The organism is Undibacterium sp. (assembly GCF_030683615.1).
In the GTDB taxonomy this organism is placed as follows: domain Bacteria; phylum Pseudomonadota; class Gammaproteobacteria; order Burkholderiales; family Burkholderiaceae_D; genus Undibacterium; species Undibacterium umbellatum.
In genome coordinates this window covers 71,617-95,571 of the sequence record NZ_JAUXQE010000038.1, presented here as the reverse complement: position 1 = coordinate 95,571, position 23,955 = coordinate 71,617, and the positions used below count along the sequence as shown (strand labels likewise).

Sequence of the window (23,955 nt, the reverse complement as noted above, 5' to 3'; positions counted from 1 at the left end):
TAGGCCAACGTAATGAATTTAGTCTGAAATGTATCTGAAATAAGCCAGCTTGAAGCTGGCTTATTTCAAGACCGCAGATACCACACCGACCAGTTCCCAACCCAGTATCAAATGCTGGTCTGCATCCAGATGCACGCCATCATATTCGCTGGAAGTGACGACGCTGCCAGCATCAAAGAAGTGACAACCAGCAGCGGCAGCGACTTCTTTATAAGCATCTGCAAGGCCGATACATTTTCCTTCGCAGCCGGCAAATTTGGGCGCGATCGCCCCTCTGGGTATGCCAGGTAGTGGCGGTGCAACGATGAGTATGGGCGGGACCTGCATGCCCGGTTCTATCGGTGCCTGGCGTATGGTGTTGATAATCACGGCCAGCCCTTGGGACGATAACCATGCATCGTTCTGATGCATGGACTGGAAATCATTGATACCCAGCATGACTATCACCAGTGACAGCGGGGTCAGGGTTTCTATGCGTTGCGCCAGGCCCTGTGATCCATTGCGCCCAGGCTTGAAGGGGTCTTCCCAGACTGTGCGGCGGCCATTAAGGCAATCTTCGACCACCCTTACATGATGATCGGCACTGTTGAGGCCTATCTCCAGCACGCCTGGCCAGCGTTCTTCAAAGTTCAGACGTTTGCGTGTTGTCGGGATCAGGCCCCAGGACATGGAATCACCGTAGACCAGGATGTGCCGCATGCATTACTCCCTATCAGACTTTTTTCAGGTAACAGGCTTTCAACATGAAATTGCCTGCATCCATTTTACAGTCTACCTCATGATCGCCACCAACCAGACGTATGCTTTTTACTTTGGTGCCCATCTTCAGCGTGGTGGATGAACCCTTGACTTTCAAGTCCTTGATGATGACGACGGCATCTCCATCAGCCAGCACATTGCCATTCGAATCTCTGACGATGCGCTCATCGCTATCATCAGCCGCTGTGGCTGCCTGCATGGGCCATTCATGTGCGCAATCGGCACATATATAATTGTCGCCATCCGGATAAGTGTTTTCCAAGGAGCAGACTGGGCAGGCGGGGAATTGAGACATGTGGGGCTTTCTTGATGCGAAAAGATATACAGTATAGCCGACCACCCTCTCAGGTCATGAATACCCGAGCATATCACTCGGTATCAACGACAGTAGCAACAAGGGGGATTTGTATGATGAAGCTGGTGCCGGCACCCTCTTCGCTTTCTATGCGGATATCACCACCCAGCAAACTGGTGACTATGTTATAGACGATATTCATGCCCAGCCCGGTACCGCCTTGTCCCAGTTTGGTCGTAAAGAAGGGGTCAAATACCCGGACCAGGTTTTCGCTGGGTATGCCCACGCCATTATCGTCAAAGCGCAGTTCTACCTTGTCTTGCCCTTGCATGGTGGCGCGGATGCAGATTTGTCCGTCAGACTGCCCCTCAAAGGCATGCAGGATGGCATTGTCGACCAGATTGCAGATTACCTGGTCCAATGGTCCCGGAAAACTATCCAGTTCTATCTGGACAGGAATATCAAGGCTGATCTGCAAACCTGCCTGACGTATCTTCGCCATCATGGTGGCGATCACGTCATGACAAACCTTGCCAAGGTGGAAGCGGCGACGCTTGGAACTGGCCTGATCTACTGCCACTTGCTTGAAACTGGCTACCAGGTCGGCGGCATTGTTCAAACCATGCTCTATCAATTCACTGGCATGTTGTGCTGCCTGCAGATAGGCAGTCAGGTCTGAGCGGCGGATATTACCGTCAACGACCTTCTGGGCGAACTCCTGGGTCTTGGCATGCAGGGTGCCGGCCGTCAACAAGCTGTTACCGATAGGTGTATTGAGTTCATGTGCAACACCCGCCACCAGTGAGCCCAGGGCAGCCAGTTTTTCACTGCGCATCAAGTCATCCTGGGTATGACGCAGTTCTGTGGTTCGCTCGACGATACTCTGCTCCAGCAAAGCATTGGCTTTTGAAAAGGCCGTCTGTACTTTTTTAAGTTCAGTGATATCGGTATAGGTAGTGACAAAACCTTGCAGCTTGCCATTTTCATGAATTGGCTTGCCCTGCACCAGATGGGTATGGGCATTGGGGCGGGTGCGTTCAAATTCGTGTGCCTTAAACTCCCTGGCCAGCTTCAGGCGCGTGCTGATGAGCTCTTCGATATCACCTTCACCATACTCCCCGCGCTCTGCCATGATGCGTAATAAATCTTCAAATGGCACACCCTGGTAAATCGTATCAGCTTGATAACCAAGCACATCCAGAAAACCCTGATTCCACAGATACAGTTTCAATTGATCATCGAACACACTTAATCCCTGAGGCATATGCGCCAGCACGGCTTTCAAAAACAGGGATTGCTTACGAAACTCTATTTCTATGCGGCGTTTGGCGGTCACATCCATACAGGTGGTGACAAAACCACCGCCCTCTACCGGCACGCCACGCACTTCTATGATGCTGCCATCAGAACGCAGGCGTTCGTAAGTATAGGGAGTATCACTTTGTATGATGGCCATGAGTTTAGCCAGTTTTTCTTCCTCACTGGCGCTGCTGAATTCACCATATTCACCGCGTTTGATATTCGCTTCAAACACCGCGCGGGCCAGCGGTGGCGGGCCCTGAAACAGAGCTGGCGGCAAATCCAGCATGCGCAACAGTTCGCTGTTCCAGGCAACTACGCGCAGATTTTCATCGATCAATGAAACGCCGCCGGGAAAATTTTCCAGCAAAACACGCAGCTTCTCATTTTTTTTGCGTGCGGCAAGCTCTACCTGCTTGCGCTCGGAAATATCACGTACCACAGCAATGATGCATAGACGGCCACCATCTTCCAGCAAACTCAGAGCAACTTCGGAGGTGAACAGGCTGCCATCTGCCCTGCGTGAAGCCCATTCAAAACGCTGGGGTTGACCAGCCTTGGTCAGCTCTATATAACTGTTTGCGGCAGTCAGGGAATCCCGGCCATCAAATTGAAAGGGAGCAGACAAATGTACAGGCGCACTGGCAAGTAATTGCTCTCTTGATAAGCCAAACATTTTTTCGGCACTGGGATTACAATCAATGAAAATACCATCTTCCAATACCAGCAAGGCATCCAGAGCCTGCTCTACCATAGCGCGGTATAGGGCAACTCTGGACACTTCAATTTTGCCTGGCATGGGCAGCCCTGATTGAGTTGAAGATGGAGGAAATAGACTCCCTATTAAGTTTCCAGTATTCATCAAACCGGCAGAGACTACAAGCGCCAAATCTGGCTAGGTAGAAATTGATACACTCAGCGGTTCAGGCGAGCCAACAGTTTCTCCATGTCAACTGAATAAAACAGCTCAACTGGCTGATATGCGGTTTTACAGGGCATATCCAGTTGCAGACCAGACTCCATGGTCAAGCTGACTTGAGAACGCTGCTTGCAAGCTGCAATGGTGGCAGAAAGAGTGTCAGGATGATTAAACAGAGGCAAGTGTTCTGCCTTGGTGATGCTCATGCCACCACGTAGCATTTTGCAGCCTTTAACATCGTCGATGCTGATTTTGTCAGCTTGTGGAAACACGCTGGAACTCCCGCAATCCTCGATCATCAACGCTTGTATGGCTTGATTGAGCATGGCATTTTTTTGCTGCTGGTTGGCAACAACTGGATGAGCAAATCCTGTCTGCCGGAAAAAGTCTTCCCATACAGCTAACATGCCTTCTTCCTTGCCAAGCAGACGTGACAGCCATTGACTCTTGCATCCAACTTCGTCGCCACATTCCAATGCATGGGCAAAGTCTGGCAGCGACTCTTGCGTTCTTACCAGTCTGAGTTTTTCATAAAACCCATCAAAACGCTCAAAAGGCCCTGCCTTACCCTGACGGGCGGCCAATCCATAGATATAGGTTGCCAAGCCACAACGATAATCAAGTAGCCCGCCACGTTTTTGGTCTGCGGTCAGATTACCCCAACTTGCGTGGCGTACATGGAGCAAACACTCGCCCAGGGCCATGTTCAAGTCTTCCGCTGCCTGCGCATTTGTCAGCCACCCTTTGCGTACCCCCATCAACCAACGCAAGAATTCGGCACCACCTTCGTGGATCAAACGAGCATCTGCATAGGCATCAGTTGCATCGCGCATCTGAAAGCGATGACTAAACTCATGCGTCACAAACAATGTCATCGTGCGTTCTGCCTCAGCATCCGGCTGCAATGGCCAATTGACAAAGCCCAGACGCATGACGTCAGCGGCATCGCCATCTGGCCTGGCCCGACCAGGGCCTGTTACTCTGGAGATGGCGACTATGGGCATCTCGAATTTTGCTTTAGGCAAAACCTCGCGCAAGAATGCGATGCTTTCATCACCTGTCTTGCGTATATTGCGGATATTGGTTTCCCCCATTGCGGTATCAAAATAGCCGATGAAATTACCCTCCAGCGTCAATGATTTTGGCAACAACAAGGCAGCCATATCACCACCTTTTCCATCAGCCGCCTTCGCATTGTCTGCATACACCTGAGCATTCATGGCAATGCCCGGCGCACTAAAACTGTAGTTCACCTTGCCGCAAGTGGCATCCACAGCGAAATTGCTGGTATGGACGTAAATCGCATCTCCTACAGGAAAGGCCGCAGGATAACCCCGTACTTTATTTACGCTCACAGGCACCTGAAAACGCAATTGTGTACACACCGCTTGCTGGCTACTCGCATGTTCACCATCCGCCTTGGCACAAGTATCAAGTGATTGCCAGGTGCTACGTATTTTTGCTGCATCACTACCATGCTTCTTAAAGACCAGTTGTGTACACGCGGGTGGCAATTGATAACTCAGCTCCAATGCCTGTGAATGTAGATATTTAATATTGACATCAACATCGGCGCAGGCGGAGCCAGACACTGCCAGCAAGCAGGCTACAAGTATTGTCTTATTCTTCATACGGCGCTTTATTCAATAGAAATAGTAGATAACAGCGGCCCGGCATGTTCCAGCAAGTAATACAGGCCATCCTCACCCAGGCCCTGCTCAATTTCATGCCATCCCATGCGGGCATAAAATTTCAGGGCGTCATGATTTTGCGCCACACATTTCAAGCGCCAGGGAAATGCCAAGCGACTTTGAAGGTGCTGTAAGAGCGCCCTGCCCAGTCCTTGCCCCTGAGCTTGCGGATCCACATACAAATGATGGATATAGGCATCGCCTTCCTGCACCGCCAGAACAGCCAATGCCTGATCTTGTGCATCAACAGCGATCCAGATGGTTTCGCCTTTCGTCACATCAGCAAAATCTTCGCTCACCCCTGCTGTAGGTTGTCGCCATCCTGCTTCGATAACGCATCTGCGGTAAATGGTTTGCAGTACACTAGCATCCTGAGCACATGCTTTTCGTATGATGATCAAGGTAGGTATGCCGCTTGCTGACCCATGAATACCGTCAAGGTATCTTTTGGTGGCTGTATGCCTGCCTGGAACAGGATACGGCCAACGGCTCCACGATGGTAGTTACCATGAGTAGCCACATGCAAGAGCATTTCGCCACGTGACATACGGCCTGGTTTGCCATCGACGAAAGTGAAGTCTATATCCTCAGCAAAGCCAATCTCTGCTTGTGCAGCGACATAAGCAACATACCATTCATCCACAGCTTGCACCTCTAACTGCAAGTCTCTCAGTGCGGGCGTTTCTTTGGTATTCAGGGATGTGTAACCATGTCGTTTGCCCTGCAGGTTAGCAACAAAAATTTGATCCACGACATAGATATGATTGAGTATGCGTATGGCATCATGCAGTTCACGCGCATGTAGGTCTGACTTCAGGCTATGCATCAAGGTATACAAATCAGCATTCGCCCATGCCTTGTATTCAAACAACTTCAATAAAAGCTTCCTAGTTTGCATAATACCTCTAAAAAAAATCAACTGGCTGTAACTGTTTCCTACCGCATTCAGGCAAGTATTTTAGCCATGAATGTAACTGTGTGCTGAACTTCAGAGATGTATAGCAAATGGGTAAATAAATAGAGATAAAAAAAGCCTGTCTTAGAGACAGGCTTTTTTCAACAACTTATTTTCCACCTTCATTCGACGCCGTCAGCAAATGCAAAGGCCGCACTTCCTGGGAGCGCGTTCTGACTTCGCTAATGAAAATCCCCCTGCCATCGAGGAACACCTGATATTGAGAAGTGCCGTTATTCTGGCGCATGGTCATGCGGGTTTTTCCGTTGAATTGGTAATCAACTCCTGAGCCACCAGGTACCGCATTGTATTTGATGGTCTTGCCATCTATACCTGCATTGAAAGCCGCCGCGCCACGCATCTTCAGCAAGACATCATATAGGCCATTGGCATTTTTTGCAGCAAAATGCGCCACTTCGATTTCTACATCCTCGCCTTCGAGGAATTTACCGTAAGGGTTAACAACAGCAGTTTGCGCCATGCTAAACCCCGCAATGGCGCAGAGAAAAAGCGCCGCTATCGATGATGTTAAGAATTTCAATTTGATGTACCTTTGTATGCATGATGGTTGTATAAAATTCAGAAAAACAGCATCAGTAAAAATTCACTGAAACTGACATGACTGATACTTTTACATAAATAAAGCAAGACGTTTACAGCTGGCAAAAACATTTACACAAGTTACAAAATCACGAACCTGTATAGGCCTTGTCGAGATCAGCAATAATAATTTTTTTCATCTGGAACATAGCCATCATCACTCTCTGCGCCTTGGCCGGGTCGGCATCACCGAGATAACGGATCAATGCTTGCGGTACGACTTGCCAGGACACCCCATATTTGTCGGTGAGCCAGGCACACTGGCTTTCCTGACCACCGCCCGCCAATAATTTATCCCAGTAATAATCCACCTCCTCCTGCGTTTCACAATCGATAACGAAGGAAATGGCAGGAGTAAAACTATACGCAGGCCCGCCATTCAGGGCGACGAATTCTTGCCCGGCCATGCTGAACTTGATCGTCAACACCGTGTCCTTGGGCAGGGGGGCACCTTCGCCATATCGGACTACATCCAGGACTTTTGCATCCTTGAAAATGTCGACGTAAAAATGTACTGCTTCTTCGGCCTGATGATCAAACCAGAGGGTAGGTGTGATTTTTTGCATGATGCCGTCTCCATTTTAAATATAGATTCAAGAGGATTTACAAGCTACAGCCAACACTTAATTCTGCATTGCTGCTTTATTGATCAATGATGATCAAAGTCCCCCTGCTGCCAGCCGCAACAGCATGCGGTGTATGCGCAGGCACCAGATACAACTCGCCCGCCTTGACGGCGACAATCTCACCGTGGATATCCAGATTCATTTGCCCGTCCAGCACCAGCAGAGCTTCAGTGAAATCATGGGTTTCATCAGGATAGTCGCATTCATCCATGCGCAAGACCTTGACTTGCGCACCGCCAGCCTTGCCCAGTATCGTGGAACGCCAGGCGGTCGGCAATGAAGCCGCCTCGGAAATCAAATTCTTATGCAACATCCAGGTGCAATCCTCTCAATGACTGTCTTTTAAAGCCGGGTCCCAGTGTTCTGCAATCTTTCCATTTTCTATGCGGAACATATCAAACCAGGTTGTTGTGTATTTCTTACTGGCATCTTTGGCATCTGGCACGGTACTGACAAAGCTTAAAATCACTTTATCACCTTCGGCAGTAATCGCCACCAATGGCGCCTTGACTCTGGCCTGTATATCCTTTGGTTTGACGAATTTACTGAAGACCTCGACAAAAGCCGCGCGCCCGGTAGCTACATTGGGATTGTGCTGCATATAGGATTCCGCCAGGTATTTATCTGCCAACTCCATGTGACCACCTTCAAATACTTCACGCCAAAAGTCATACACCAGACGTTTGTTGGTAGCCAGTCGTGCATCTGCACTGGCAAGCATGGCCTCATGATCAGGATTTGCCTGCACAGGTAATTGCGCGTAAGCAAGCAAGGGCAGGCTAAGAGAGACAACTAAGGCGAGACGACGACAAGAAATCAACATGAATGGCTCCTATTGGAAAGAAAATTCTGCTACCCGGGCCCGACCAAGAGCCACTACTTACCAGCGTCACTCTTGGCAGGCTTGGCAGCAGCCCCACCAGTTTGGACCTCAACAATCGCTCTTTGTTCATCCGCCTTCTGCTGCATCAACTGCGCCGCCTCTTTCGCCTTATCCAGCTGTGCTTTCTGCTCGGAAAGAAAATTAGCCGAAGCACTGGGCTCCACCTTGGGTTCTGGTGGTTTGTTGCAGGCAGCGAGAACAAAGATACAAGCTAAAACGAGAATGGTACGCATGAAATACTCCTGAAAGCCGCAGACCGCAGCCACGACCAGATTATATGTAGATAGGTATTCTAGCAATAAATAGCGCTGAACAAAAAAACAAAGAAGCCCGGAAAGTTCCGGGCTTTGATGAATCACACGTATTGTTTGTCGCTGATAGCATTTAGCGCTCGCGAGTAAGAATTATTGAGACTGCCACAAAAGTGATAGGTCACCATCTACAAAACCAACACCTACAGCTCGACTATCCAACAAGACTTTAGCTTCCATCTCGTCCGTGAGATAAGCGCTGATAAGAATTTCAATCCTGGATAAACAGGTTTCCCATTCTGGACCTGAAAAAGAAAAAGGTATATCAATTGCCCTTGTTTCTGGCTGCCACACTTCATCGCAAGCCCAGTCGGTGTCAGCAGAATCAAAACTACCAGCACCAATCAATTCAATGCCAAATTTTGAATTCTGATTTTTAGCATTTTCAAACAAATTAAATGAGTATGCTTTGATTTCGAGCGAAGTCGTTTCTGCTAGAGATAATCCCAACCACGTTTTGAAAACTGATTCGAAGTCCATAGATCAATGCCAAAAATTTTAATTATCAAATCAGCAGGCTAGCATCCCAGCATCTACTTTATCTGTCGGTAACAGTAAAAAATTCAAATCCTGCTTTGGGCAAATTACTTCATCGCCGCGCACTATATGAATATCGACCAGAACAAAATCAAAGGATTGCCGCGTCTCGAAGTACCTGAAATATTTTGGTGCATCGTGCGGTATGACGCAAATTCCCGTCTTGCTTTCAAGATCAATGAGAAGCTCGCCCAAAGTATTTCCCATCAATTCTATGCCTTTCGCTTCGACAAGCTTGAGTGCATCAGAAATTGTGTACTGAGGAAAATCATGAGAGTAAAAAGTTGGCATGAAAACTCTGACAGAAGATAGGTGAATGCTTAAACAGTGTAGCATCACAAAATGTCAGATCGACAAAAAAAATAGACTATATTTTCCCAATAAAAGTCAGGCAATACGCAAAACAAAAAAACCCGGAACAAGTCCGGGATTTTTGCTTTGGGTGCTGCCAGCAAACCGTATCCGTGGCACGCTGAAAAATTCAATTCGCGGGATGCAGAGCAAGGCGCAAAGCACAGCAATACGTCGGTATTGCGAGCATTTGCAACGCAGCTATGCGCCCGCTAATTGGATTTATCAGCGTGACACTTTATCCGCGTGGCTCAGCTACATATTGCGTCTGTACTGCCCCCCAACTTCGAACAACGCAGTAGTAATCTGCCCCAGCGAACAGACACGCGCCGCCTCCATGAGTTTGGCAAACACATTCTCATTATTGATCGCCGCCTGCTGCAAGGCCGCCAGTGCCTTCGGCGCCACATCCGCATGACGGCTATGAAAATCCGCCAGGCGTTGCAATTGCGACTGTTTTTCTTCTTCAGTTGAACGCGCCAGTTCTATCTTTTGCGGCGTGTCATTGGCTTTTGGATTGCGGAAAGTATTCACCCCGATGATAGGCAAAGTACCGTCATGTTTCAGGTGTTCATAGTGCATGGATTCTTCTTGTATCTTGCCACGCTGATAGCCGGTTTCCATGGCACCCAATACCCCACCGCGTTCAGCGATGCGCTCGAACTCTTGCATGACGGCTTCTTCTACCATGTCGGTCAGTTCTTCGATGATGAAGCTGCCCTGGATAGGGTTCTCGTTTTTCGCCAGGCCCCATTCACGGTTGATGATGAGCTGGATTGCCAAAGCACGGCGCACTGATTCATCAGTAGGCGTGGTGATGGCCTCGTCATAGGCATTGGTGTGCAGGCTGTTGCAGTTGTCGTAGATCGCAATCAGGGCTTGCAGTGTGGTGCGGATGTCGTTGAAATCGATCTCTTGTGCATGCAGGGAACGACCACTGGTCTGGATATGGTATTTCAGTTTCTGACTGCGGTCATTCGCACCATATTTGTCACGCATGGCCACTGCCCAGATACGGCGGGCCACGCGGCCCAGTACTGTGTATTCAGGGTCCATGCCATTGCTGAAGAAGAAGGACAGGTTGGCCGCAAAATCATCGATGTGCATGCCGCGTGCCAGATAGGCTTCAACAAAGGTGAAGCCATTTGACAAGGTGAATGCCAGTTGAGAAATCGGGTTCGCACCTGCTTCGGCAATATGGTAACCGGAGATGGAGACAGAATAGAAATTGCGCACCTGATGATGGACGAAATATTCCTGTATATCGCCCATGACCTTCAGCGAGAATTCTGTCGAGAAGATGCAGGTGTTCTGGCCCTGGTCTTCTTTCAGGATATCTGCCTGCACGGTGCCGCGCACGTTCTGCAATACCCAGGCGCGTATCTTGGCGGATTCATCGGCAGTCGGTTCGCGTTTGTTATCGACGCGGAATTTTTCCATCTGCTGATCAATCGCAGTGTTCATGAAGAAAGCCAATATGGTCGGTGCCGGGCCATTGATGGTCATGGATACCGATGTGGCCGGATCACACAGATCAAAGCCATCATACAAGACCTTCATGTCTTCCAGCGTCGCAACAGACACACCAGAATTGCCGACCTTGCCGTAGATATCAGGACGTATGGCCGGGTCTGCGCCGTACAGGGTCACGGAGTCAAACGCAGTCGACAGACGCTTGGCATCCATGCCTTGCGACACCAGCTTGAAGCGGCGGTTGGTACGGAAAGGGTCGCCTTCACCGGCGAACATGCGGGTAGGATCTTCACCCTCGCGTTTGAAGGCGAACACACCGGCGGTAAAGGGGAAAGAACCAGGCACGTTTTCCAGCAACAGCCAGCGCAGGATTTCACCGTGATCAACAAAGCGTGGCAAAGCCACCTTGCGTATCTTGGTGCCAGACAGGGATTGCTGTACCAAACGGGTGCGGATTTCCTTGTCGCGAATCTTGACGACATATTCATCGCCCGCATAGGCAGCCTGCATGTCTGGCCACATGCTGATGAGTTTTTTGGATTCACCATCGAGGCGATTTTCACGCTCGGTGATCAAGTCATCAAAGTCAGCAGACTTGCCTGCCACTGACAGCATGCGTTTGCTTTCTTGCAGTTGCTGGCGTTCACGGGCAATCAAGACTTGCTTGCCGGTATTTTTGTGATAGGCGCGTACCGTATCTGCAATCTCAGCGAGGTAACGGCTGCGTGCTGGTGGCACGATGACATTCTTGGCACTGGAATATTTGACATTAATCGCAGCCAGCTTGCTGGGCTTGGCCAGCAAACCACGTTGCACCAGTGCCGGCAAGATGCCTTGGTACAGCGCAGTCACACCATCATCATTGAAGCGTGAAGCCTGGGTGCCATAGACTGGCATTTCATCTGGCTTCTGTGTCCATAGTTCGCGGTTGCGCTGGTATTGTTTGGCGACATCACGCAGGGCATCCTGTGCACCTTTGCGGTCGAATTTGTTGATGGCGACAAAATCGGCAAAATCCAGCATGTCGATTTTTTCCAGTTGTGACGCAGCGCCAAATTCTGGTGTCATGACATACATGGATACATCTACATGCGGCACGATGGCAGCGTCACCCTGGCCTATGCCTGAAGTCTCGACGATGACCAGATCAAAACCGGCGACCTTGCAGGCCGCAATCACATCGGGCAGAGCTTGCGAAATCTCGGAACCTGCTTCACGGGTTGCCAGTGAACGCATGAAAACCTTGAGCTTGCCCTTCCATGGGTTGATCGCATTCATGCGTATGCGGTCACCCAGCAAGGCACCGCCAGATTTGCGGCGCGACGGGTCTATGGAGATCAGGGCGATATTCAGATGGTCATCCTGGTCCAGGCGCATGCGGCGTATCAGTTCATCTGTCAGTGAAGATTTACCGGCACCACCAGTACCCGTGATACCCAGGGTTGGTGTCTTGCTGGCTTTGGCCGCATCCATCAATTGCGTGCGCAATTCTGGCGCGACCTTGTCGTTTTCCAGCGCGGTAATCAATTGTGCCAGCGGGCGGTGCTTGTCGGCGATATCGCCTTGCTGCAATACTGCCAACGTCGTTGGCGCATAGCCGGACAGATCGCTGTCGCAAGCCTGTATCATCGACAAAATCATACCCACCAGACCCATACGCTGGCCATCTTCAGGGCTGAAAATACGGGTCACGCCATAGGCATGCAGGTCGGCTATTTCTTCCGGCACGATGACACCACCGCCACCGCCAAATACCTTGATATGCGCACCGCCGCGTTGCTTGAGCAGGTCTATCATGTATTTGAAGTATTCGACATGGCCACCCTGATAGCTGGAAATGGCAATACCCTGGGCATCTTCCTGCAAAGCAGCAGTGACGATTTCTTCTACCGAGCGGTTATGGCCCAGATGGATCACTTCTGCACCATTCGCCATCAAAATGCGGCGCATGATATTGATCGAGGCATCATGGCCATCGAACAGGGAAGCGGCGGTAACAAAGCGCACTTTGTTGGCAGGTTTGTATTCAGTCAGGTTCTGGGCAACGGACAGGTCAGTCATGTCTTCCTCATCGGTCTTGTTTTATCACAGTGATTATTGCTATTTAGAAAATTCTCACTATGTTTGGGTTAGGCTAAGTTATATGACGTTAACGTAAACGTCAATTAAAAATTATGATCATGCTTTTCATGCAATTCATCGCTGTCATATAAGTCTTGATATTAACGAATTGGCAATGCATACATTTATCACTCCGTCACTTGCGCAATTGCAACTCACGTCCGGAAAAATAATATTCCTTGCGACGCTCAACCGTCTCTGTCGTAATGACTGCGTTCAAGTCCTTACATCTGGCATGCGTACCTGATATTTGTACTACCCCATTCCATTGGCTGGAAGCACCATGACCAGCACTGGCATGCAAACTGGCAGTGCAAGAACTGGGGCTGACAATCTCTACACCCCAGTCTTTGGGTATGCCTGCCAGGCCCCAGAATTCTCCACAGGTTTGTGTCAGTTTGAGCTCAGTGACACGTTCCCCATCTTCTACAGCCAGCGCCAGCCTGGGGAAAAAGACACGGAAAGTTGATGCTGGCGCTGCATTAGCAACAGTAGCGCTCAAGCCAGTTACTGCAATCAATACAAAAAAGAGTTTTTTAAGCATATTAAAATTACGCCAGGATGGGGTCGGTTTTTGAGCAAAACATTCAGCAGCAAGTAATCAACAGGCACTGCAAGACTCACTTCTCTCACTCTTATATAAAGTGAGTCTTGCATCATCACAGGTCAGGCTACGCGCGACACTTCCTTGATCACTGTTGTATTTTGAGGCTTCAGCAAAACTGCTTTCTCTGCATGATACGCCTGCATGGCCTTTTCTTTGACATGGCCGTAACCGCGTATCTTTTCAGGCAAGTTCGCTAGGGCGATGGCCTGCTCCAGATTATCTGCATTCAAACCCGCCGCCAGCTTTTCCATCAGGGCCGTGTATTCAACAATGAGTGCGCGCTCGGCCTTGCGTTCTTCGGTGCGGCCAAAGATATCCAGTGCCGTACCGCGCAAGCCCTTGAGTTTGGCCAGCAGTTTGAATGCCTGCCAGACCCAGGAGCCATATTGGGCCTTGACCAGATGACCCTGTCCGTCTTTCTTTGAGAAGATAGGGGGAGCCAGATTGAATTTCAGGCTGAAGTCGCCCTCAAACTGTTGCTTCAGTTTTGCTGTGAAATCGCCATTGGTATACAAACGTGCGACTTCATACTCATCCTTGTAGGCCATGAGTTTGAACGCATATTTGGCGACTGCCATACTGAACTTGTTACCGGCATTCAATGTAGATTCCGCCTTGCGTACTTTTTCAACCAGGTCTGCATATTGCTGAGCGTAGGCGGCGTTCTGGTAATCGGTCAATACCGCAATACGGCGCTTGATAAGGGCATCCAGGCTTTGTGGCATCTGGATGACGACAGGCTGGCCAGGGATGGCGATTTTTTCCACACGGGCAAAATCCACCGCTGCACGGCGGCCCCAGAGGAAGGCTTTCTTATTGGCTTCTATGGCTACGCCATTCAGTTCTATTGCACGCAGCAAGGCTGTTTCAGATACGGGTATCGCGCCCTTCTGATAAGCAAAGCCCAGCATGAACAGGTTAGTGGCTATCGAATCACCCATCAGAGCCGTTGCCAGTTTGGTTGCGTTGATAAAATCGACATTGCCACCGACTGATTCAGAAATCAGGTGCTCAACGGATTCCAGGGGGAATTGCCAGTCAGGGTTCTTGGCAAACGGGCCGGTTGGTTGTTCATGGGTATTGATGACAGCGCGGGTACGGCCTGCGCGCATTTTGGAAATCGCGTCATGTGCGCCAGCAGTCAAAATATCGCAACCCAAAATCAGGTCAGCTTCACCAGTCGCTATACGCTGTGCACGCAACTTGCCAGCCTGGTTGACGATACGTATATGCGAAGTCACCGAGCCATTTTTTTGCGACATGCCTGTCATGTCGAGTACCGATGCGCCCTTGCCTTCCAGATGCGCAGCCATGCCGAGCAAGGCACCGACCGTAATCACACCAGTGCCGCCTATGCCGTTCAACAGGATGTTGTATGAGCTTTCGCAGGCTGGCAATTGTGGTTCTGGCAGTGCACCAAAGTCATCGGTCTTTGCCGTACCGGTTTTGGACTTGACCAGCTTGCCACCTTCTACCGTGACAAAGCTGGGGCAGAAACCTTTTACGCAGGAATAGTCCTTGTTGCAGGACGACTGGTCTATGCTGCGCTTGCGGCCGAACTCTGTTTCCACCGGCATGATGGAAGTACAGTTGGATTGCACGCCACAGTCGCCACAGCCTTCGCAGACTGCTTCATTGATGAACATGCGCTGGTTTGGGTCAGGGAATTCGCCTTTTTTGCGGCGACGGCGTTTTTCTGCAGCACAGGTCTGGTCGTAAATGAGTACGGTCGCACCGGGTATGTCGCGCAATTCGCGTTGCACCGCATCCATGTCCTTGCGGTCATGCAGTGTCAAAAAGCTGGGCAGGTTGGATCTGTCGGTATAACGTGATAAATCCTCAGTCACGAGGGCGATGCGCTTGACGCCTTCTGCTGCCATTTGTTGCGCCATCATCGGTACACTGATAATGCCGTCGACTGGTTGGCCACCCGTCATGGCGACAGCATCGTTATACAGAATCTTGTAGGTGATATTGACCTTGGCAGCGACTGCAGCGCGTATTGCCAGATAACCGGAATGGAAATAAGTACCATCGCCAAGGTTCTGGAATACATGCGGCAAGGTCGAGAATGCCGCCTGACCTATCCAGGGTGCACCTTCGCCACCCATGTGGGTCGTCAGTTTATTAAATTCAGGATAAATCGCCGTCGCCATGACGTGGCAACCTATACCCGCCAATGCCAGGCTACCTTCTGGCACCTTGGTCGAGGTATTGTGCGGACAGCCAGAGCAATAGTAAGCTGGACGTGCAGGCGTATTGACTTGCTTGCTGAGCACGACATCCTTGGCTTCCAAAAATGCCAGGCGTGCCTTGATCAGGTCGCTGGTATGGAAGCGGGCAATGCGTGAAGAAATCACGCGGGCAATTTGTGCCACTGAAAAATCAGCCTTGGAAGTCAGCAGCCATTCGCCGCGCGGATGTACCCATTCGCCTTTTTCATCAAACTTGCCGATGACTCGCGGGCGTACATCGTCGCGCCAGTTATATAGCTGCTCTTTAAGCTGATACTCCACCATCTGGCGTTTTTCTTCGACTACCAGAATTTCATCAAGACCCTGAGCGAATTCACGCACGCCATCCGGCTCCAGCGGCCATGGCATGGATACCTTGAACAGGCGTATGCCTATCTCGGCGGCGAATTTTTCATCAATACCCAGTTCTTCCAGCGCTTCCAGCACGTCGAGATAAGACTTGCCTGAGGCAACTATGCCCAGCCTTGCAGTCGGGCTGTCTATGGTGACATGATTGAGTTTGTTAATACGCGCATAAGCCAGGGCTGCATAGATCTTGTAATCCTGCATCAGGGCTTCCTGCTTGCGTGCCTGTATGCCCAGGGTATCCAGAGACAAACGGGTGTTCAGGCCACCTTCAGGCATGACAAAGTCTTGCGGTATCTTTATTTGCAGGCGGAAAGGGTCGGCATCCACAGACGAGGTCGATTCCACGGTGTCGGCCAGTGCCTTGAAGCCGACAGCGCAACCAGAGAAACGCGACATGGCCCAGGCATGCAAGCCCAGGTCCAGGTACTCCTGCACATTGCTGGGATACAGCATGGGTATCATGCACGCTGAGAAAATATGGTCAGACTGGTGCGGCAGCGTCGATGAATAGGCACCATGGTCATCACCAGCCACCAGCAAGACGCCACCGTGCTTGGATGTACCCGCATGATTCATGTGCTTGAAAACGTCAGCACTGCGATCGACGCCCGGGCCTTTGCCATACCACATGCCAAATACACCATCGTATTTGGCCGGGCCTATCAGGTCTACCGTTTGCGAACCCCATACTGCTGTTGCAGCCAGGTCTTCATTGACGCCAGGCACGAACTGCACATGGTTTTGTTGCAGCAGTTTTTTGGTTTTCCACAATGTTTCATCCAGACCACCCAGCGGTGAACCACGATAACCGGAAATAAATCCCGCTGTGTTCAAGCCTGCAGCCAGGTCACGCTGGCGCTGCATCATGGGCAGGCGTACCAGGGCTTGTATGCCTGACAAAAAGATCGTGCCGCTGTTCGACGTATATTTATCGTCGAGTTGCACATCATTCAATTGCGGGGGGCTGGTGATCTGGCTGGCTTCGAGTGCATCCTGGACAGGCTCGGTGTGGACTTCTTTGGCGGACGGCAGGGACGAGAGTCCAGCAGACTCCATTGTGGTGTCGGATGACATAAGGTGGCTCCAAAATTTGTGATTTAGATCGCAAAGAGCATGCGTTGTATCCGGTAAGACACAATTTTGCTCGGAGCCTATAGCGAGGTATCAGAGATAGGCTCTCGTTGCGTTGGTAGTGATAACTACCATTTTATTCGAATCCTGGACAAAATTCGATGTCAAGACACTACGTCTGTCGTATTTGCCAACGTCAAATACGGCTGACAGCGTCTGTATTTCCTTCTATCCGGATCAAAGAGACATCAAAAGAAGCTTTCGAAATTTCGCTGCAGCGCTTCTTCGACTTCCTTTGAAATCTGCTGTGTTCACAGTGTAGGTGGAATAAGTCTTCGTGGAAAATATGGAATTAAAATAGGGGTATCATAAAAAATGATACCCTTCCAATACAAGTGCAAATCTACACTCAGGACAAAATGGGCGATGTACTCAAAAAATCGCTAAGTCTTTTTCCATGCAGCACGCAAGCCCAATGCGAAGAAAATCCCGATTGCCAGCCAGATCACGGAAGCGACTATTTCAAAAGTATCCAGGCGACTCAACCAGACACGGTCAATCATGATCAGCGGGAAAAAGATCAGGCCACGCACTATGCAGATAAAAGCTACCACAAACAAACCAGTTCTTAGCAATGGCAGGCGGCGCACAAAACCGGCGGCAGAAAATGCGTACAGGCTGCATAACCACATCAGGGCTGTGATCAGCAAAGTGCTCACCGGGGCAAGCCAGGTGCCCAGGCGTGCTGACTCAACCACTGAGGGTGGAGCGTGAAAAAAATAGATCCAGTCTGCACCGCCTATCAGGGCAATGACATGCAGCAAGCCTCCAAGAAAGGCAGAGATGCCTGCCAGTGTCGCCCAGCGTTCTTTTCTAGCTGTAGTCATTCTCCCAGTCGCCAGTATGCAAATAAAGAACGCACATTATTATTCATTATGTCGGGGCATGCAAAAAAACGGGAGCATCAAGCTCCCGAATTCCCCTGTAAGGAAGAAATACTATTCGGCTTTGGTGGAATACATGCCCGCATAGCGTACGCCGAAATACAGGATGAAGGTATAGCAAGCCGCCGGCACATAGAAAGAAAGACTCAGGCCCAGGGTATCCGCCAGATAGCCCTGCAGGAAAGGGACCAGGGCACCACCAACTATCGCCATGCACAATATGCCCGAACCCTGGCCAGTGAATTTACCGAGCTTGTTCAAGGCCATGCTGAAGATAGTAGGGAACATGATGGAATTGCACAAACCCACCGCCAATATGGCCCACATTGCCAGCGAACCTTGGCTATAGATGGCAGTTAAAATCAAGATGATGGCGGCAGCAGAATTGAAGGCCAGGGTTTTACCTGGGCTGACTTTGCGCATGACAGCAAAGCCGATGAAACGCCCCACCATGGCACCGCCCCAGTAGAAGCTCACGTAATGGGCTGCAGCCGCTGGCGTCAGGGCTGCTATATTGGGTTCACCCAGAAAATTGATGAGGAAGCTGCCTATGCTGACCTCGCCACCGACATACAGGAAAATGCCTATGGCGCCCAGCACCAGATGACGATGCGACAACACCGATGCATTGTCACTGCTGGTGTCAGTGTTGACTTCTTCCGTATGGGTGATTTTGGGCAAGCGGGCAAAGGCAAACAGAATCGCCAGCAACAGCAAGGCCGCAGCCAGCAAGAGGTAAGGCATTTGTACAGCAGCGGCAGCTCTGCCGTGATAAGCGGCTTGCTCTGCTGCGGGCAATGCATTGAGTTCCACAACAGTAAGTGCCGCACCAGACAGGATCAGGATGCCACCAAAAATCGGCGCTACCGTTGTCCCAAGAGAGTTGAAAGCCTGCGTCAACGTCAGACGACTGGATGCTGTCCTGGCATCGCCCAGTACCGTAACATAGGGATTAGCCGCCACCTGCAAGATCGTGATGCCCGACGCCAGCACAAAAAATGCCAGCAAGAACAAGGCATAGCTACCCATGGAAGCTGGATAAAACATGGCGCAGCCACCCGCGGCGATGACCAGGCCAGTGACAGCGCCATTTTGATAACCTATCTTCCTGATCAGCATGCCTGCCGGTACGGAGACAATGAAGTAAGCACCAAAGAAACAAAATTGCACCAGCGTGGCTTGCACATAGCTGAGAGTGTAAATGGATTTCAGATGCGGGATCAGCACATCATTGAGTGAAGTCAGCAGACCCCACATGAAGAACAGGATAGTCACGATGACCAGAGAGCTGGTCTGGCTCCTGGCTTGGCTGTCAGGTAATACCGTCGAGGTAACGGATAAGGAATTTTCCATCATGGTCTCCAGTTATTTATTATTCTCTTGCTCAAGATGCCTGGCCAGCATGGCTGAAACACCCAGGAAAGCGGGATATTCTTCAGTAATCAGATAAGTCGGTATTTGTGCCAGGTAGTTGCCAAGCCTGCCTTTGGCAACAAAGCGTTCCCGGAAGGCAGATGCGGCAAACAAGGGGCCCAGCTTGGGCACGATGCCACCACCTATATACATGCCACCAGTTGCGCCCAAAGTAAGGGCGACATTGCCTGCCATGCTGCCGAGGATGGCGCAGAAATGTTCAACCGTACGCAGGCAGGCACTGCAACTGCCATCCAGCGCCCGGTGCGTAATCTCGGCAGCGCTCAGGGTCTTGCCGGAGATGGCAGCAAAAATCAGCTCCAGGCCCTTGCCAGACAAGAGACGCTCTGCCGACACATGCTGATATTGTTGCCACAGGCTTTGCAATATCTGCACCTCTTCATTATTGGCGGGTGCAAAACTGGCATGCCCGCCTTCGCTGGCCAAAGGTGCCCATGATTTGCCAGCCGGGACAATGCCTGACACACCCAGGCCAGTGCCAGCGCCAATGAGACCGATGGTACGTCCAGGCTGCTCTACGCCTCCACCGATTTGCTGGCGCTGGCTGGCACCGAGGTAAGGCAAAGCCATGGCCAGGGCAGTAAAATCATTCATGACCAACAGAGTGCTGAAGCCCAGTTGCTGGCGCACGGCAGCAATTGAAAAACTCCAGTGATGATTGGTCATGCGGATGCTGTCGCCATCGACAGGGTTGGCGATGGCTATCGCCGCATGCCTGATGCGCAGCTCAGCATTGTCCGGCACCTGTTGAACTTCAGGGCTGGCAAGATAGCTTTGCATGGCATCAGACAAACCGGGGAAGTCAGCGCAGGCCAGCACCCTGACTGCAACAAACTGGCGCTCAGCCGTCTCCAGTGCGAATCGGGCATTGGTGCCACCTATGTCTGCCAGCAAGCGTGGGTAGGTCTGATTGCCCATCATTTCAACTCTGTGCAATTTAACGCATCCTGGTCCTTGGCCGCACCGCCGACAATTTGTATATTCGTGAAAGCGGCGCTAAATGTCGATGTGGTACTGATGCTGAATGGAACATCAACATGATGCAATTTCACACCTTTGGCAACGAAGCAGGAGAGTGGTATCTTGACCGTCTGCTTTTCTTTTTTGCCAGCCAGGCGCTTGAAGGCATCTGTCACATCCAGCGTAGCGACACAGTTATTCCCACAGTGCATGGAAAGACTGACCGGAGCTGCAGGTGCAGTCGCAACGATAGTATCAAAAGTCAGCGCCCCATCCTTGCTGGCAAAGGCAGGCAGAGCCTTGGCATGAGCAGCACGCGCCTCCACTCTTGCCGCAGCACTCCAACTAACGAGTTTGGCATCTTGCTGGCTATTCACCTGTGAAGTCTGGACACTGATGCCTGGCATGTTCAATACCCGGTTCAAATCTGCACCGACTGCTTGCTGTTCAGTGCCGCTGACGACATACAGAGGATAAGTTGCACGGTCAGCCTGATTAAATACTGGATAAGCGTTGGTCACGCCACAGCCACCAGATGGATATTTGCTGTCGAGTTTCCCTAATTTTGTCTTGTTGGAATAGGTAAGTCCATAGCCGAGTTTGAACAGAGGCGAGTAGTTTGGCTCATCAAAATTCAGGCTGGTCTGGCAGACAGATTTGGGCCACGAAAAAGACAGCGTGCCCTTGAAGTCATGCGCCACTTTGCCATCTACTGCACGGAACAAGACATCCGCCACGCCCTTACCTTCTGATCCTGGCAGCCAGGCTGCGACGAAGCTGTCAGACAAGTTCATGAGGTCATTCACGTACAAGGGGCGGCCAGAGACGAACAGTGTCACTACCGGCTTGCCCTTGCCTGCCACAGCCCGAAGGACGGCCAGGTCTTCAGGATAACTGCCACTATGTCGGAGCGTACCAGCCGGTCCTATGTCACCATACATTTCTGCATACGGTGTTTCACCGATAACGGCAATCACGGCATCAAAACGGCTGACGTCCACACCCTTGGCATCTGCACTGAACTCGACATTGGCTTCACCTACGGCTGCCTTGATACCTGTCAGTATCGAATCAGCATTCGGGAAATCAGTATTCTTATTGTCAGTTCCCTGCCAGGTCAGCGACCAGCCGCCAGTCTGGTTGGAGATATCGTCAGCGGTCTTGCCAACGACCAGGATTTTTTTGTTGCGTGCCAGTGGCAAAGTTGCGCTGTCGTTCTTCAACAAGACCAGGGATTCACGCACTGCCTGCCTGGCCAGTTCACGGTCTTGCAAGGCTTCCTGCTTGCCCGCATAGATATTATCTGAAGGTTTTTTGCCGAACAAGCCAGCGCGCAATTTGACGCGGATGATACGCGTCACCGCATCATCTATCCTGCTCATGGGGATTTCACCCGACTTGACCTGGGCGATGGTATTGCTGATGAACGCCTTCCAGGCATCCGGCACCATCACCATGTCGATACCGGCATTGATCGCTTGTGGACAACTGTCATTACGACAGCCTGGTACTTCACCTATGCCATCCCAGTCCGTGACGACGAAACCATCAAAGCCCATTTTTTGTTTCAGCACATCCGTCAGTAACGCCTTGCTGCCGTGCATTTTGCCGTAATTTGCACCCGCGGCTTTATCGTTCCAGCTATTATAGGAAGCCATGACGGTTTGTGCGCCAGCAGCCAATGCAGTCATATAGCCCTGTGCGTGCGTATTGAGCATCTGCGCATTGGTGGAAAGGTTCACACCTCTGTCCTTGCCCTGATCAGTGCCACCATCACCCATGAAATGCTTGGCCGTGGCCACGACATTAGCTTCATCCATGAATGAGCCTTGCAGGCCCTTGACATATTCGCCTGCATACTGGCGCACCAGCGCACTGTCTTCTGAAAAACTTTCGTAAGTACGCCCCCACCTGTCATCACGTACCACCGCTATCGTAGGCCCAAACACCCAGGCGATGCCGGTGGCTCGCACAGACTTGCCCATGGAGCGCCCTATCTGGCCAACCAGTTGTGGATTGCGGGCTGCACCCAGACCTATATTGTGCGGAAACAGCGTGGCACCGTAGACATTGCTATTGCCATGTATCGCATCTATGCCCCAGATGACGGGAATCTTGACTGGCATATCAGTTGCCATCGAAGCTGCATGATATTTATCAGCTAGAGCCACCCAATCAGCCGCCGAGCCACGTTTATTGTCGCGATCTGGCCAACTGCCACCACCGTTCAAGACAGAGCCCAGGTAATAGCGTCGCACATCATCTGGTGTGATCGACTTGATTTCCGGTTGCGTCATCTGGCCTATCTTCTGTTCCAGAGTCATGCTCGCGACGATGGCTGCGACTTTTGCCTCAATTGCCGGGTCTTTGCCAATTACACTCTGGATAGACGGCCAGGCGGCCAGATCATTGGCAGGCATCTTGCCTGGTCCATACTTTGTTGCAGTATCCGCCGCGCTGACATTGCCTGCCATGCATCCCAGCAAGAGTGCAGAACTTAGTCCAACTACGTTGTTTTTCAATTTCATCATGGTGTGCTCTTTTATAGAAGGAATCGGTGGATTCGCTTTTGTCTCTTTGTTGATGAGGACTACTTAATTATCAATATGTATGCCAATAATCGTGTATATAACCGGCATTCAATTTTTAGGCTGACTTTTTTGCTTAATTCTTACGTTTGTATACGCGCACATAATCCACCAACATCTGTTGCGGGAAAACAGTACCCGCATCCGGCGCACCAGGCCAGTCACCACCTATGGCCAGGTTGAGTATGATAAAAAATGGATGATCGAATACCCATTTCCCGGCCAGTTGATCGGGGCGTACGCTATGGTATTGCTGGTCGTCGACATACCAGCGTATTTCTGTCGCTTCCCACTCTACTGCAAACAGATGGTAGTCATCGGCAAACCTGCCACTACTCAGGTGGTAGGCCTTGCCATGACCATTCGCCCCAGAATATCCAGGGCCATGCACCGTACCATGGATGCTTGCAGGCTCTTTTCCTATGTTTTCCATGATGTCGATTTCGCCGCTACCTGGCCAGCCTACGGCATTCATATTATTGCCCAGCATCCAGAAAGCAGGCCAGATACCCTGACCGGCTGGAATTTTTATGCGGGCCTCAAAGCGGCCATAAGTGCTTTCCCGCAAACCTGCAGTCTTGATGCGTGCAGAAGTAAATTCACGTCCGGAATAGTTTTCCTTGCGGGCCTCCAGGATCAGTTTTCCACCTGTCAGACGCAGGTTGTCGGACCGCTTGGTATAGAACTGCAGTTCATGATTACCCCAGCCATCACCACCAATTTCTTCTTGCCATTTTGCTTGATCCAGCGCGTTGCCGTCGAACTCGTCTTGCCAGAGCAATTCCCAGGCTGGCTTGCTGACAACTGCAACATCCACCACAGGTGCGACAGCCGGGCTGGCGCTACCGCCGCAAGCGCTTATAGCCAGGGCACCAAGCAAACTAATGAATGAAAAAAAAATCTTCATTGATGCGGTCTCTCCAGAAAT

The 23,955-nt window shown here is 50.8% G+C and carries 21 protein-coding genes; all 21 read right to left on the bottom strand.

Annotated features, from left to right (window positions below; translation table 11 throughout):
* Positions 1–60: 60 nt before the first annotated feature.
* The 21 genes from Q8K39_RS21445 to Q8K39_RS21345 all read right to left on the bottom strand — a co-directional run bounded on the left by Q8K39_RS21445 (position 61) and on the right by Q8K39_RS21345 (position 23,934).
* Positions 61–699, bottom strand: coding sequence for an SGNH/GDSL hydrolase family protein (locus Q8K39_RS21445; protein ID WP_305263235.1), 639 nt, complete (start codon positions 697–699; stop codon positions 61–63).
* A 13-nt stretch (positions 700–712) separates the two neighbouring features.
* Positions 713–1,054, bottom strand: a complete 342-nt coding sequence (locus Q8K39_RS21440) for a zinc ribbon domain-containing protein YjdM (protein WP_186953932.1) — start codon at positions 1,052–1,054, stop codon at positions 713–715.
* A gap of 73 nt (positions 1,055–1,127) precedes the next feature.
* Complete coding sequence (locus Q8K39_RS21435; protein WP_305263234.1) at positions 1,128–3,152, bottom strand: PAS-domain containing protein; 2,025 nt, start codon at positions 3,150–3,152, stop codon at positions 1,128–1,130.
* A gap of 116 nt (positions 3,153–3,268) precedes the next feature.
* Positions 3,269–4,903, bottom strand: coding sequence for a hypothetical protein (locus Q8K39_RS21430; protein ID WP_305263233.1), 1,635 nt, complete (start codon positions 4,901–4,903; stop codon positions 3,269–3,271).
* Between the two features lie 8 nt (positions 4,904–4,911).
* Positions 4,912–5,262, bottom strand: a complete 351-nt coding sequence (locus Q8K39_RS21425) for a GNAT family N-acetyltransferase (protein WP_305263232.1) — start codon at positions 5,260–5,262, stop codon at positions 4,912–4,914.
* Between the two features lie 98 nt (positions 5,263–5,360).
* Positions 5,361–5,861 (bottom strand): DinB family protein, encoded by a 501-nt coding sequence (locus Q8K39_RS21420; RefSeq protein ID WP_305263231.1) that lies wholly within the window; start codon positions 5,859–5,861, stop codon positions 5,361–5,363.
* A 166-nt stretch (positions 5,862–6,027) separates the two neighbouring features.
* Positions 6,028–6,399, bottom strand: coding sequence for a hypothetical protein (locus Q8K39_RS21415; protein WP_305263230.1), 372 nt, complete (start codon positions 6,397–6,399; stop codon positions 6,028–6,030).
* Between the two features lie 208 nt (positions 6,400–6,607).
* Positions 6,608–7,084 (bottom strand): VOC family protein, encoded by a 477-nt coding sequence (locus Q8K39_RS21410; protein ID WP_305263229.1) that lies wholly within the window; start codon positions 7,082–7,084, stop codon positions 6,608–6,610.
* Positions 7,085–7,160: 76 nt separating this feature from the next.
* Complete coding sequence (locus Q8K39_RS21405) at positions 7,161–7,457, bottom strand: cupin domain-containing protein (protein ID WP_305263228.1); 297 nt, start codon at positions 7,455–7,457, stop codon at positions 7,161–7,163.
* A 15-nt stretch (positions 7,458–7,472) separates the two neighbouring features.
* Complete coding sequence (locus tag Q8K39_RS21400; RefSeq protein WP_305263227.1) at positions 7,473–7,967, bottom strand: nuclear transport factor 2 family protein; 495 nt, start codon at positions 7,965–7,967, stop codon at positions 7,473–7,475.
* 53 nt (positions 7,968–8,020) lie between these two features.
* Positions 8,021–8,386, bottom strand: a complete 366-nt coding sequence (locus Q8K39_RS21395) for a hypothetical protein (RefSeq protein ID WP_305263226.1) — start codon at positions 8,384–8,386, stop codon at positions 8,021–8,023.
* A gap of 45 nt (positions 8,387–8,431) precedes the next feature.
* Positions 8,432–8,818 (bottom strand): hypothetical protein, encoded by a 387-nt coding sequence (locus Q8K39_RS21390; protein ID WP_305263225.1) that lies wholly within the window; start codon positions 8,816–8,818, stop codon positions 8,432–8,434.
* 30 nt (positions 8,819–8,848) lie between these two features.
* The gene (locus tag Q8K39_RS21385; protein WP_305263224.1) at positions 8,849–9,166 is read right to left on the bottom strand and encodes a hypothetical protein; all 318 of its coding nucleotides are present in this window, start codon (positions 9,164–9,166) and stop codon (positions 8,849–8,851) included.
* Positions 9,167–9,481: 315 nt separating this feature from the next.
* Positions 9,482–12,760 carry a fused isobutyryl-CoA mutase/GTPase IcmF gene (gene icmF, locus Q8K39_RS21380; protein ID WP_305263223.1) on the bottom strand — a complete coding sequence of 1,093 codons (3,279 nt, stop codon included), beginning with the start codon at positions 12,758–12,760 and terminating at the stop codon, positions 9,482–9,484.
* Between the two features lie 196 nt (positions 12,761–12,956).
* A complete protein-coding gene (locus Q8K39_RS21375) occupies positions 12,957–13,364 on the bottom strand; it encodes a hypothetical protein (protein ID WP_305263222.1) in 408 nt (135 codons plus the stop codon).
* A 122-nt stretch (positions 13,365–13,486) separates the two neighbouring features.
* Positions 13,487–17,104 carry an indolepyruvate ferredoxin oxidoreductase family protein gene (locus Q8K39_RS21370; protein ID WP_305263221.1) on the bottom strand — a complete coding sequence of 1,206 codons (3,618 nt, stop codon included), beginning with the start codon at positions 17,102–17,104 and terminating at the stop codon, positions 13,487–13,489.
* A 440-nt stretch (positions 17,105–17,544) separates the two neighbouring features.
* Positions 17,545–17,988 (bottom strand): hypothetical protein, encoded by a 444-nt coding sequence (locus Q8K39_RS21365; protein ID WP_305263220.1) that lies wholly within the window; start codon positions 17,986–17,988, stop codon positions 17,545–17,547.
* A gap of 111 nt (positions 17,989–18,099) precedes the next feature.
* Positions 18,100–19,398: a sugar MFS transporter gene (locus tag Q8K39_RS21360; RefSeq protein WP_305263346.1), complete on the bottom strand. Its 1,299-nt coding sequence runs from the start codon at positions 19,396–19,398 to the stop codon at positions 18,100–18,102.
* Positions 19,399–19,410: 12 nt separating this feature from the next.
* Complete coding sequence (locus tag Q8K39_RS21355) at positions 19,411–20,400, bottom strand: glucokinase (protein ID WP_305263219.1); 990 nt, start codon at positions 20,398–20,400, stop codon at positions 19,411–19,413.
* Positions 20,397–22,970, bottom strand: coding sequence for a glycoside hydrolase family 3 protein (locus Q8K39_RS21350; protein ID WP_305263218.1), 2,574 nt, complete (start codon positions 22,968–22,970; stop codon positions 20,397–20,399). The genes Q8K39_RS21355 and Q8K39_RS21350 overlap by 4 nt, the downstream gene beginning before the upstream one ends.
* Positions 22,971–23,103: 133 nt before the next feature.
* On the bottom strand, positions 23,104–23,934 hold the full coding sequence (locus tag Q8K39_RS21345) for a glycoside hydrolase family 16 protein (protein WP_305263217.1): 831 nt from the start codon (positions 23,932–23,934) through the stop codon (positions 23,104–23,106).
* Positions 23,935–23,955 lie beyond the last annotated feature (21 nt).